This is a genomic window from Varibaculum prostatecancerukia, assembly GCF_943169825.2.
In the GTDB taxonomy this organism is placed as follows: Bacteria; Actinomycetota; Actinomycetes; order Actinomycetales; family Actinomycetaceae; genus Varibaculum; species Varibaculum prostatecancerukia.
Window position 1 is genome coordinate 1723413 of sequence record NZ_OW968402.1, and the last position, 13151, is coordinate 1736563.

A 13151-nucleotide genomic window follows, 5' to 3' on the forward strand; every position below is an offset into this window, starting at 1 on the left:
TGTTGGTTTTAAAGGTCAGTGATTGGCAACTCTGGGACTTCAATGTCCCATTCGTCACGGGAAACCACCGGAATAATATCAATAAGCGGCAACCACCATTGGTTGAGAGGCCGCCGTACCTGGGGGTCTACCTTTTCTTGCATTTTTAGTAGCGGGAAGGTTTCAATCCCGTGCTCCGCCAACCCCACCCCTAAGGGTTCAGTTCTGTTTTGCGCGAATTCCTCTCGGAGTTCTTTGATCGCTACCCGCACTAGGCGCGTAGCTAAGATCCGGTCAAAGGGCGAAGGCTCGCCGCCTTGCTGCAGGTGTCCGAGTGCGGAGTGGCGCACATCGAAGAGACCCTGCGATTCTTGGGCAAAAACCGAGGCAATGAATTCCCGGTCGTATCTGCCTCCGGCCTCTTCATTATGCAAAACCAGGCAGAGGCGGCGACCATCACGGAAAGAATCCCGCATCATTTTCACGTCATCCGCTAGAATTTGTAGATCGTAGGGGAATTCATCCAGGTAGACCAACTCGGCTCCGGCCGCAATCCCTGACATTAGGGACAGGTATCCACAGTGTCGCCCCATGGCATCGGCTACGAAGCAACGCCGCGAGGCAGCCGCAGATTCCCGGATGCGATCTAGCGCCCAGACTGCATTATTTAAGGCGGAATCGGCCCCGATAGAAAGTTCGGATCCCGGCAAATTGTTATCAATAGATGCCGGAACGCAAATCATCGGGATATTAAAAGCCGGATAGCGGGAAGTTTCCTGGCGCATCTGATTAATCGACAGGTAGGCGTTATAGCCTCCGATTACCACTAGCGCGTCAATACGATGTTCTTCCAGGGCGCGCCCTATCGCATAGTATTCTTCCACCCGGGGAATTGGACGCAGGGTTCCCAGTTCGGCACCGCCATCAAAGCCCCATCCTTCAACGTCTTCCCAGGCCAGATGCTTAACGTTCCCGGACATTAGTCCGTCAAAGGAGCCGTAGATTCCTAGCATTTCGAATCCGCAATCGATGCCTTGGCGAACTGCCGCTCGGGCGGCAGTGTTCATCCCGGGCGCCAATCCCCCCACGTGCATGATGGCTACCCGCCGCGCATCGGCAGGCAGCTGGTCTTCCTGGGGAGGGGTCGACATTACTTCGTTAATGGCCAGCATCTCGCGGAAGGAACGGCCGCGCGCCTGCACCGCTTTTTCATATTCTTTGGCCTTGGTGAATTTGGCGACTGCACGCGTGTCGCCAACCGCTTTCATCAGGGGCAGGCGAGCTACTCGATTGTTACGCGCCCCAATAATCACCGGCTCGGAGTTTTGATCTTGATGCAGCACTTCATAGGCGGCGGCATATCCCAGAGCGGTGGGCATCCAGCGGTCATAGGCAGAGGGAGTGCCGCCCCGCTGCACGTGTCCCAATATAGTTAGGTGCGGGCGCTGACCGGTTTCTTGCTCGAGGGCGTCACATACATCGTTTGCAGTGATGGGATTACCCTGGTGGTCGATAGCTCCTTCGGCCACCAGCACAATTGATTCGCGTCTGCCAGCTTTGCGCCCGGCTGTAAGTTTGTCTGCTAAAGTCTTCTGCCACCCTGCCTCGGGAGGAGCTTCGGGGATAAAAACATAGTCACAGCCACGTGCAACCGCACTCATTAACGGAAGATACCCGCAATGCCGCCCCATTACTTCCACTACGAAAGTCCGGCGGTGGGAGGCGGCGGTAGAAGATAGTTCGTCCAGGGCTACCAGGATTCGCTGTAAGGCGGAGTCGGTGCCGATGGTCATATCAAATCCGACTAAATCATTGTCGATAGAACCAACCAGACCGGCTACCCGTAACTTTTCGTGTCCGGCTACCTGCTCAGGGGTTAGTTCCCCGGACTGCACCAATTCTTCCAGCAGGCTCGGCCATTCTTCTTGGAACTCATTAGTTCCGGCCAGCGACCCGTCCCCACCGATGGAAATCAGCCGGTCGATCCCCTTTAGAACCAGATTCTTTGCGGCTTTGCGCAATCCGGAGCGTTCCCGAAACTCCTGGCAGCGGGCTGTTCCAATAATGGTGCCGCCCTTATTTAGCACACTAGACACATCTGACCAGCCCAGCGGCTTAATCATCTCGCCGCCGGTAACTGCCCCTTGCCATCCCTCAAGAATCGCATACGGCTGGGCTCCCATTTTTAGGGCGGTGCGCACCACCGCCCTCACGGCCGCATTCATGCCTTGGGCATCTCCGCCCGAGGTTAAAACTCCAAGCCGTTTTGGTTGCCCTTGCGCGGACTGGCCCATTATTCCTCCTCTTTGAAGGCTGGCCCCTAGGCGCTTCCCCTGGCCACCAGCGTCATCATTTTATCTACTTCTGCTGGATCCGGCGCTTCCACCTTTTCTCCAGACAAGAATTTGCCGAGAGCCTGGGCGTACATCCGCCCACTAACCTCGGGATTAAAATCAACAGACGTCAAGGGGGGATTGAAAAGTTCCCCTTCGGGAGCGTTCCCGACTCCAATCACCGCGCAATCGTTAGGCACCATTCGCCCACACATCCGCAGCGCCTGGATTACTTCCATCGCCAAGAAATCGTTATGACAAATAAATCCGTCTACCCCGGGATTCTTCGAAAATAGCTGCACCAACTCTCCAGATAGGTTGGGAGAGTTATATTCGGTGGTCAGCATAGTGGGGGTAGGACATCCCCCGAAAATGCATCCCTGCAGCACTCCGGCGTAACGCAATTGATTTAGATTTTTAAGCAGGACGCTATCGGAACAGAGATAAACCAAGTTACGATGCCCGGAAGAAACCATCCGCGAAGCCATGGCTCGCCCTGAAGCACCGTAGAGTGCCGCTGCCACCGAATACAGCGGGGAATCGGTGGCAAAAATGGCTGGCTCAACCTCTACTCCCAGGCTTTGCAACTGTTTATTTTGCTCTGCAGTAAAAGGAACCAGGGGCAAAATCGGGCCGATAAGTTTTGCACTGTCAGCTAGGGTATCAACATCGAGTTGATCGCTGTCTAACTGCACCGGGATCAAGTCAATCCCCAGTTTGGCGGCTTCGAACGCTACTCGCATAACCGTGGTCAGCAGGGGCGCGTTATGCGGCATCGGGGGAATTACGAACAGGCAGCGTTCCACATCTACCTGTTGTTTCTTCGCCACGGTTTCCCTCCCCGCCCTAATCGTTACCTGCTCTAGGTTTTGAATGCTCAGTTCTAACGTTAATACTAGCCTATTTCAATGATCCAACCAGCGTGAAAACGGAGCGGACGCTTCATTTTTGCGTCCGCCCCGAAAGAATCCTTCACCTGGGGGCTATACCAGAGGAAATCCCTCTTTAAACCCCCAGGTCAACCGGGTTTTATTTTATGCTTCTTGCTTTAGGCGCTGAGCCAGGTTTTCAATCAGCACATTCATAAAGCCATCGGTGTCTAGCCAGGGATGATCCGGGGAGATCAGGCGCGCTAGGTCTCCGGTCATTTGCCCGCCCTCGACAGTAGAAATAATTACCTCTTCTAGGGTCTCGGCGAAGTGGGTAACCTCCGGGGTATTGTCCAGGTTGCCGCGATGCGCCAGACCACGGGTCCAGGCGTAGATAGAAGCAATCGGGTTGGTGGAGGTCTTTTCCCCACGCTGCCAGCGGCGATAGTGCCGGGTTACCGTACCATGCGCGGCCTCGGCCTCAATCGTGCGCCCATCGGGGGTCATTAGCACCGAGGTCATCAACCCCAGGGAGCCAAAGCCTTGGGCTACAGTATCGGACTGGACGTCGCCGTCATAGTTCTTGCACGCCCACACATATCCGCCTTTCCACCGCAGGGAGGAGGCCACCATGTCATCAATCAAACGGTGTTCATAGTGGAGACCGGCTTCCTCATATTGCGCCTTAAATTCGGCGTCATAGATATCGGCGAAGATATCTTTGAACTGCCCGTCATAGGCCTTCAAAATGGTGTTCTTGGTGGACAGGTAGACCGGGTAGCCGCGCAACAGGCCGTAGCGGAAGCAGGCACGGGCAAAGTCTTTGATGGAATCGTTGAAGTTGTACATTCCCATGGCGACTCCCCCGTCTTCGGGGTATTCCACCACGGTATGTTCGATGGGCTTCGAGCCATCTTTAGGATGGAAAGTAATAGTTAGGCTGCCCGCACCGGGGATCTTGAAATCAGTAGCCTTGTATTGGTCACCGAAGGCATGCCGGGCAACTACGATGGGTTTCGTCCATCCGCCCACCAGGCGCGGCACATTGTTCATAATGATTGGTTCCCGGAAAATCACCCCACCGAGAATATTCCGGATAGTACCATTGGGCGATTTCCACATTTTCCGCAACCCGAACTCTTCCACCCGGGCTTCATCGGGGGTAATAGTTGCGCATTTAACCCCTACCCCGTGTTCCTTAATCGCGTTTGCAGCGTCAATCGTGACTTGGTCACTGGTGGCGTCGCGGTTCTCGATGCTGAGGTCGTAGTAACGAAGATCCACGTCCAGGTAAGGAAGAATCAGTTCATTACGGATTTTTTGCCAAATGATGCGGGTCATTTCATCGCCGTCTAGTTCGACGACTGGGCCGGCTACTTTGATCTTTGCCATGAATAACTCCAAAAGCTGTAGTTTTAAGTCCTCGGTATCAACTTTACTCGACATCGAGATAAATTGACAATGCCTAAAGCTGTGAGTTACCAAGCGAAATTTTGAGATTTTTTGCCCCCGTCATTAAACCCGCTTTGCCTACCAGGAAGTACTCAGTCGCTCGCGCATGAAGATCGGGTAGCTTAAATTAGCTATATGCAGGTGCAGATTGGCAAAACTTCGGCGGCGCGGCCGGCGCCGCTTATTTGGTTAGAGTCAGGTCTGGGTGGATCTATGCGCAGCTGGAACCTGACATTCCCAATCCTTTGTCGCGCTTTTTACTGCGCCCGCTCTACCCGCTCCCCAATTTTGCGCCCCCACGAGGACGAGGAGGTAACTTGGCAAAGCCTAGTGGCGGAAATGCGAGCGGGCGGAGAAAAAACCGCCGCTCACCTGGGAGCTACCTTTGATAATCCCCTACCCATAGTGTTGGTGGGACACTCCTATGGGGCGATGCTAGTGCGAGTTTGGGCGGCGCAGCTATTAAAGTCCCCCACTCCCTCCCGGGTACGGCCGGTGGGAATCGTGCAGATAGATCCCTCTTTTGAGGGAAATTACGAGGGCGCGAGCCCCCTCTATCAAGAAATAGAGCGAAAGATCCTCGCTTGGCTTTACCGGGGTGCCGCCCGCGAGCAACCCTCCTTTTATATGGCCTGGCAAGACCTACAGGAGATTGACCTGCTGGATCGCCAGCTCCCCCAGCTGGTGATTTCCGCAGCTCACCGCCGCAATAGTAAAACCTGGCAGGGGCTAACCTCGTTTGCCCGCGCGATTGATGCCCGGCTGGTGCGCGCCGACTCTTCCCGCCACCTTTTGCAGGTGTTCGATCCGGCAACCGTCGCGAGTCAGATTATTAGGTTTACTGCGCGCGCCAGCGAGCGGCCAAAACGCCAAGGGAACTAAAATCTACAGAATCACCTCAATACAGACAAATTATTCTCACCCACACCCCGAATGAGGCAACACTCACCATTTGCCCGCAATCGCTGTGAGTTCGGCCTGAGCACTTGCTTTGGGCAGCTAACTTATATTAAATTAACAATGTTTTAATGGTTGAAATAATTAATAGGTAGAAGCACCAATATTTGCCCTCAAAAATAAATTTTGGTGTCGGAGGTGGGAAGTCCCCCATGAAAGTTTCGTTCAAGCAAACCCTGGCTCTACTGCTAGCACTGGCATTGATACTTCCGGCGGCAGTGATACTTTCCCGACCGCTGACAGCTGACGCTGCGGAAACCAGCAAATACCAAAATTCCATGGAACTGGAACCAGTGAAGCTTCCTGCTGACACAACGACGGCAGATTTCGTCAAGAACCCGGATCAACCCCATATCTATACCCTCCGTAGCGACTTTAAGGTTGAAAGAGATAAAAAGGAGGACGGCACTACAAATTACGCCATTAACTACCAGCCCTATGTGGCGACCGTGGGGGAAGATGCTACTAAAGACGAAAAAGACAAGGTAAAAAAGACTATTAAGCTGCCGGATTTCCTGGGTTACGATAAGCCCAAGGATAATTTCGTTATCGACTACAACACGGTGGTTAACGAAGGTAACCCCGTTAGCCCGCCCAGTGGCGATAATGTATGCGGAAAGGCCGATCAGAAAACTCGATCCTTTGACTACAAAGCTATTGAAAATGAAGTTACGATCAAGCATGTTTTCCAAGACCTCAATGATTTTGACAAATATGGCCCAAAACCCGGGGAAACAAAAATAATTGAAACCACCCAGAAAGGTGCCATCGGTTCCGATTTAAAAGTTAAGCCTTTAAAGGATGATGAAATAGCGGGTTTTATTCCAGAAGCTGATTCTATTACGGTGCAGGTTCCCCAAGACACTAAGAATTTTTCCGTGGAATACCGTTACAACCGTAACCACTATGACGTCACTTTCGACACCGATGGGGGTACGGAAGTTCCTTCCCGCACCCTGTACTACGGGCAGGTCATCCCCAACCTCGAGCAAAAAGATATCCCCACTAAAGTGGGAGCCACCTTCCAAGGCTGGAAACCTTCGGTGGACCTAAAAGATAACTCTGGCAAGACGACGTTTAAGGCCGGCGAAGTTATTAAAGACAGCAGCGGTAATGCGATTAAAGATCTAAACGCCAAGCTGATTATGCCCGCCGAAAACGTCAAATTCACCGCAGTGTGGAAAGATAACCCAGAGGCAGACTATGCAATCCAATTTTGGACGGAAAAGGCCGACTACCCCGAGGGGGCTTCTCTTTTAGAAAGGTACGATTTCGTGGGTACCCATGTATATAAGAATCAGGCCACCGGTACTCGTCCAGACCTTGAAAAAGAGACGGTAAAAGGGGTGGAGTTTCCAGATCTAGATCAGGCACGGTTAGATAAAATATGGAACAAACAAAGATTTAACCGGGGTAAGGACCTCTTCCTGAATAAATTCTATAAATACAATAAAGATTTAACTGATAAAGAAAACGCTGATCCAAATAGCCCCAACTTAGTAAAGACGGTTTCTTCCACCGGCAAAACCGTCTATAACATCTATTATGACCGCCAGGTGTATGACCTTTACTTTACGAAGTCGAATGCTAAGACGGGTGATCAAGCTGAGGCGACCTTCTATCCAGAAATTTGGAGACACGGTAAAAAGTTAGGCGAGCCGGGAAACCCCTACCACTTTAAGGCCCGGTTTAACCAGTTGATGACAGAGTGGCCAGATGACGCCCAAGAAACCAAGGGGTTTTCCGAGGGTAAGCAAAGTTTTGGCTGGAGTCCAAACTTCAATAATCCACAATGGATTTACCGTGACACCCCTCCCTACCGGCTCTCGGCTGAAGAGTTTCTAGATATGGACGGCTACGACATACGGGGTGGTTACACCAAGAGGATTGATGCCGGAAATGGCGTCATTAAGGACCTCAAATGGTTTGAGTTCACTACTCTTTCTTTTGGTATCGAACAAAGGGGTGGCCCCAAAGAAACCACCCAGCCAATGCCTCACCACATGGACTTTTGGATGGATGGGTTTGAACCCGGAGAGACCATCATTGACTACAATCTTTACCGAACCAAAGCGGATACCGCAGCAAAAACCTATGGTCACAAGTATCCAAAGGTGCAGGGCTTTACCCCTTACGGTACAGCCGAAGTCTCGGAGCAGCTTGACGTGGATGAGCTCGCTGAGGTGAACGAGGAGCGGAAAGAGACAACTCCCCTTCCTGACGAACAGGTAATAGACCCCTATGGCAACGACAAAACCAAGGGCGACATGCAGTTTATGAAAACGTTCTTTAACCGTGCTGATGAATTTGGGGACGTTGCCGATGACAGCGAGCCATTTGATAAAAATGGCTATATTCGTTTTAAGTACCACCGGAACAAGTACAAGTTGCGGTTCAACAATGATCCCGCAAACCCCAAGGACGACAGTGAGTACAACCAGACCAATCAGACAGAGGTCTTCTACCAAAAGCCCTTAAAGGATTTAAACCTAGATGACCCGCAGACCTTAATTGATCTAGAGCTGACGGATCTGGTGGAAAAAGATGACAATGGAAAGGACAGGATTAAAAGACCAGAGGGCCTGGCACCCCAAATGGTATTCAAGGGTTGGGCGCTAGACCCGGCGGGGCAGAAACTGGTTTGGGAAAACAAGGAAACTATGCCCGCGCACAACCTGGTTCTCTACGCTAAGTGGGGGGAACCAGACTATAAGTGGAAGGTAACCTTTGACCCCAATGGGGGCAAGCTAGATCCCATTGAGGAGAAGAATGTTACCACCGGCCCTAAGACCATTAGGGATGGCGATATCGCCGACCAAAAAGAAGTCACCTACCCGATAAAGGGTAAAAACGAAGGGGACAAGCAAGTCTTTACTGTTGTGCAGCGGCAAAAACTGGTAGAACCGAAAAAACGAACCCGGGAGGGCTATAGCTTCATGGGTTGGGAGGTGCTGCGCTATAAGAAGGATGCCAGTGGTAACTACACCGAGGAAGTGGACGATTCTTATCGAAAAACCTATAAAGTTCCGGAACTTTACTCCTACGGTAACGACGTAGTAAGTCCCATTTACCTGAAAGCCATTTGGGTAAAAAATGATATGCAGGATGTCAAGGTTTTCCACCACTTCTTGGATAACAATCTCGCAATTGATAAGACCGTGAAGGATAATCCGGTTATAGAAACTAAAAGGAACCAGCGCGCCGATAAATACGTGGCCGCCATTGGTTCTAGGCAAGATGCCAATTGGATTTTGGCTTCCGATGCAGATTTGCAGAATACCAAGGACGAAGAAACTAAAAAACTCTATGACGATTATCAAAAACTGGCTGACGAGCTTGGTAACCGGGCAACGAAAGGTAACACCTATTTCCAGACGCTTAGGATAGAACCGAAACAGATTTTAGAAGACGGGAAGTTAGTTGATAATCCGAAATCCAAGGACAATGAGTTCCACTTCTTCTATCGTCCTTTCCGGACCCGTAATTTCAAGGTTAACTATGTGGACCAAAGAGCTCAGGCGGAGTTAGCGAAAGCCACTACCGATGCGGAAAAGAAAAAGATTATAGAGAAATACCGCATCCTGGATCAGAAACCAGTCACCAGTCAGGCGCGGCATTACGATGCTTGCAACTACAAGCCGATAACCGGCTGGCGGCTGACTTCTAAACCCCAGCAGCAGCTCTTCTACGATGTAGATGAAGATACCAATGAATTCAAAGGAATCAATGGTACTGGTTCCGATGAGATTACCTTCTACTATCAGGATGTCAGGGTCATAGAGGTGCCCTCAGGTAGTCCTACTCCTCCAGAGAAGTCCGGGTACGTCCGGGTGACCTTTAAGGCCAGTAAGGGCGGCTCCTTTGGCAAAGATAAAGATGGGAAACCCATCACAGAAATAAATTACGACGTATTGAAGGGGCTCAAGTCTGATCTGCTTCCAGTTCCCCAGGAATTGGAAAATGGAAAGCAGCCGGATGAAAACAAGTACTATGTCACTCCGGAAGAGGGCAAGAGCTTTATTAAGTGGGATAAGGAATCACTTTTACCGTCGGGCACGGAGATAAACGAAAACCATACCTTCACCGCACAGTTCGATTGGTCAGATCTGATGACTAAAGGGGTGGCGACTACCGAGTCCTTTAAGACTCCTGATGGCACCTGGATAAATAATTTCGTGCCCACTCTGGATGAGCTGAAAGCAGCTATTCAACTGCAGAGTAAAGACAAAACTAAGATAACCAAGCTGCCTGAGGGCGCGACGGTAAAGTTCGTAGATGATCAAGGTAACGAAGTAAATACCCAGGATGATCTCTACAATCTGGTAAAAGAAGAACCGGATTCAAACGAACTTGTTCGTACCGTGAAACTCAAAGCGAAAGTGCAATTTGCCAAAGAATCAGAACCGCGGGAGATTGACGTTCCGATAAGGGTTTATAAGAACCGGTACGATGCGCCGCCTACGGCTACGGGAACCATGCCGGACTTCTTGATGCAGGCAACCGGTCCTCATGGCGATTTGGCTAAACTCTTGGATGGAAAAACCTATGTAAAGGTGACGGTGAAGCCCTCCAGTCGCCTGGGTAATCTGCCTCCTAAGAGCTATTGGGTTAACCCCAAGGCTTGGGTAGAGATTCCCGAAATTGCAGTCAGCGATAAAGATAAGGCCGCAAGCGGGTTTAAACATTGGTCAGCTAATAAAGCTGCCCAAAATGAGGGGCAAGCTAAACTGGGAGTTTATGACTTCATGAAACGGCATAAGTTCAGTGAGGACACGGTGATCACCCCGGTATTTGTAGAAAAAGTGGTGACCCCCGTACCGGAAAAGAAGCCTAATAAACCGATAGTGTCACCCGGTCCGGTAACCGGAGCTAATGCGCTGGTTTATCTCTATGCGGCAGCCTTGTTTACTGCAGCTGGCATCGCGCTGGTGATCAGCAGGACCAGGAGGAAAGCACAGCGGGCATAACCCGCAATCATCCCTGAGGGTAAAACTAAGTAAGGGTGGGGACGCGAATTCGCTCGCGTCCCCACCCTTAAAAAATTATTTACTGCTCCCGGGTCTACTGCCCCTTGGGCCGTAATCCCCTACTAGCCGGCGTCATTGAGAATCTCGCCGCTACCCTCTATCTGGCGAGTACCGCGCTGCACCGCAATCTTGCGGGGCTTAGCTTCTTCTGCCACCGGGATAACCAGCTTGAGGACTCCGTCGACATATTCCGCCTCTACCTGGTCAAGAGCCACCCCATTACCTAAGGTAAGTTGGCGGGCAAAAGTGCCGAAGGGACGCTCGTGGGTCAGCCACTGACCACCAGCGATTTCGGGGGATTTGCGCTCGGCGCGAATAGTGAGGGTGCGATCCTCGATATCGATATCTACACTGGCCGGATCCACCCCCGGCAGATCAAAGAGGGCGATGAACTTTTCCCCATCGCGATACAAATCCAGGGGCATCGCTGCCCGGGAGGGACCTTGACGCATGGCGTCATCAAAAATTGCTTCCATCTGACGGAAGGGATCATACCTGCGAACCATGATTACTCCTTACCCCCGCAAAGCTGCGGGAAATCTTCTTGCCGAGAGTTTCTCGGCCTCACGTCTCCTATTTTGGCACTCGAAGCACCTTAGTGCTAGTGAATTATTCTGGAGGCGAAAACTTAAGCGCCCTAGGCTCAACTTTACTTTTTTCTTTGCTCCCGCACCCTCCTAAAACAAAAAAAGTCCTTTTAACAGGCAATATTGTTCCTCTTTGGGGATTACCAGTAATCTCAGACCGAAACGCCGCCCCAAAGACGCCCGAAAAGCGTTTGCTACTGAGAAAATGAAGACATGAGCACGCGATACCTACCTTTGTTCGTCTACGGCACCTTGAAACTCGGTTCGCGCGGCTTTGGCTCCAGTCTGAAAGCCGCAGTGACCGAATTCGCCCCGGCCTATCTGCGGGAAGCCTCCCTATATATCGGAGCCTCCTATCCGATGGCAATCCGCTCTATCGGCGGCACCGGGATCGTGGGACAGGTATTGCTAGTCGAACAGCGTCTTTTTGAAGAAACCCTGGAAGAACTGGACGAATACGAAGGCTACCTAGGTGAGGGCGACCCCAACAATATGTACACCCGCCAAACCGTGCGGGTAGAAGTATTCCCCGATGAGGACAGCACCTGGGAAGGCCCCACGCAAGACGTAAAAGCCTACATCTATATGGCTACCCCCGATTCCTTCCGCGATCACCGCGGGGAGCTGGTACTCTCCCCCAGCGGTGACTGGGAAAACCACGAGGAAGAGTGGGAGGAGCTGTCCCCCGCCCTCGAGGACACGCAAGACCCCAACGTTGATGAACGTTTCGCCGACGACGAGGACGAGCTAGACCGCTAAAGCCTACTTCTTTCCTTCAGCGCCCGCCGCCAAGGATTGCTGATACTTCATCATCACCTTTTGCTGGGACTCTTGCCCCGCTAGGAACCAGCGTCCATCGATTTCCTGCCACCCCATTATTTGCAGGGGCGTACCTTTTTTATCCTTAATCAGAATCGCTTTTACACCCCCGGCATCTGCCGCTTTTTCGGGCGCAAACACCATATCTTTTAGCTTAATAGCCGGATTGTCCGGAACCTGCGCAAACGCTTCTTTAGCGGCAGCGGTACACTTCTCCACGCTATCGCGGTTTTCTTCGGATTTTTTACTTAAAGCTGCCACTAGTTCCCCACGCGCAGTCGGGGAGCTAAGCACACATAAAGTTTCGGCGTCCTTATCCAGTAGCGCCCCGTAATAAGCCCGCGCACCCTCCTTGGGGGAAGCGGCACCTTCAGGATTAAAGATCTTTTGTAAAATCCCACTGGCATATAGTCCTACTACCACCAGGGCGATGACGGCTACTACCCCCAAAATCCAGGCGACAACCCGGCGGGTAGTTGAATGATCGGGACGCACACTCTCGATTTTCTTTACCGAAATCTGGGAAACATCAAATGCGCTCCCCGCTGGCAGGGTCGGTACTTCCTCCCGGTCAACGTGTCCGCCAACTTGATTACCCCAAACCCGTTCGTCGTCTTTATTCTCCCCTGCCTCATCTGGCTGCTCCGGCGATTCTGACCGGCTACCGGCTAAAGGTAAGATTTCGGGAACCTGGAACTGCTTATCGTCGCTATTGTCCTCGCCGCTGCGCAAGACTGTGTCCTCTGGATCTGCGCTATCTGCGGCGTCTGCGCTATCTTCAGCAGCTCCGGCATCATCGCCGTCTTCGGCGGCTTTTACGTCATCAGAATCTTCGGAGTCATCGGAATCATTATCGGCTTCCCTCAGGTGGTCAGGGTGCTCGGATTCCGTATCCGGATCCTCGCCCTTCAGAGTGGGGGCGGAAACCTGTTTCTCGTCCTCCTCGCGGGTTTGTGGCGAGGGATTTTCCTCCCCGTTCGCCGCCGGCGAAAGCTTTTCCTGGTTCCCGGAACTCTTATCGGCATCGTTTACGCCATGCCCAGCCGTTTCTTCTTTATCTTGTTCATTACTCATAGGGCGATACTACCGGGAATACCCGGTTATATGCTCATTCATCTGGTTTCAGCG

General features: G+C 51.8%; 8 protein-coding genes. 3 read left to right on the forward strand and 5 right to left on the reverse strand.

Annotated elements, in window-relative coordinates; all coding sequences use genetic code 11:
• Nucleotides 1-8: 8 nt before the first annotated feature.
• The 3 genes from KO216_RS07460 to KO216_RS07470 form a co-directional block, all read right to left on the reverse strand.
• A complete protein-coding gene (locus KO216_RS07460; RefSeq protein ID WP_215523602.1) occupies nucleotides 9-2273 on the reverse strand; it encodes a 6-phosphofructokinase in 2265 nt (754 codons plus the stop codon).
• A 26-nt stretch (nucleotides 2274-2299) separates the two neighbouring features.
• Nucleotides 2300-3142 carry a substrate-binding domain-containing protein gene (locus KO216_RS07465; protein WP_215523603.1) on the reverse strand — a complete coding sequence of 281 codons (843 nt, stop codon included), beginning with the start codon at nucleotides 3140-3142 and terminating at the stop codon, nucleotides 2300-2302.
• A 204-nt stretch (nucleotides 3143-3346) separates the two neighbouring features.
• A complete protein-coding gene (locus KO216_RS07470; protein WP_215523604.1) occupies nucleotides 3347-4573 on the reverse strand; it encodes an NADP-dependent isocitrate dehydrogenase in 1227 nt (408 codons plus the stop codon).
• A gap of 195 nt (nucleotides 4574-4768) precedes the next feature.
• Here KO216_RS07470 and KO216_RS07475 point away from each other — a divergent pair, with 195 nt between their 5' ends.
• Nucleotides 4769-5515: an alpha/beta fold hydrolase gene (locus KO216_RS07475; protein WP_215523605.1), complete on the forward strand. Its 747-nt coding sequence runs from the start codon at nucleotides 4769-4771 to the stop codon at nucleotides 5513-5515.
• A gap of 227 nt (nucleotides 5516-5742) precedes the next feature.
• Nucleotides 5743-10557, forward strand: a complete 4815-nt coding sequence (locus KO216_RS07480) for an InlB B-repeat-containing protein (protein WP_215523606.1) — start codon at nucleotides 5743-5745, stop codon at nucleotides 10555-10557.
• A 122-nt stretch (nucleotides 10558-10679) separates the two neighbouring features.
• On the opposite strand, the gene KO216_RS07485 is transcribed toward KO216_RS07480, so the two are convergent.
• Nucleotides 10680-11123: an Hsp20/alpha crystallin family protein gene (locus KO216_RS07485; RefSeq protein ID WP_215523607.1), complete on the reverse strand. Its 444-nt coding sequence runs from the start codon at nucleotides 11121-11123 to the stop codon at nucleotides 10680-10682.
• 294 nt (nucleotides 11124-11417) lie between these two features.
• Between KO216_RS07485 and KO216_RS07490 the strand changes: the two genes are divergently transcribed.
• Complete coding sequence (locus KO216_RS07490; RefSeq protein ID WP_215523608.1) at nucleotides 11418-11963, forward strand: gamma-glutamylcyclotransferase family protein; 546 nt, start codon at nucleotides 11418-11420, stop codon at nucleotides 11961-11963.
• A 3-nt stretch (nucleotides 11964-11966) separates the two neighbouring features.
• On the opposite strand, the gene KO216_RS07495 is transcribed toward KO216_RS07490, so the two are convergent.
• Nucleotides 11967-13097 carry a hypothetical protein gene (locus KO216_RS07495; RefSeq protein ID WP_215523609.1) on the reverse strand — a complete coding sequence of 377 codons (1131 nt, stop codon included), beginning with the start codon at nucleotides 13095-13097 and terminating at the stop codon, nucleotides 11967-11969.
• Nucleotides 13098-13151 lie beyond the last annotated feature (54 nt).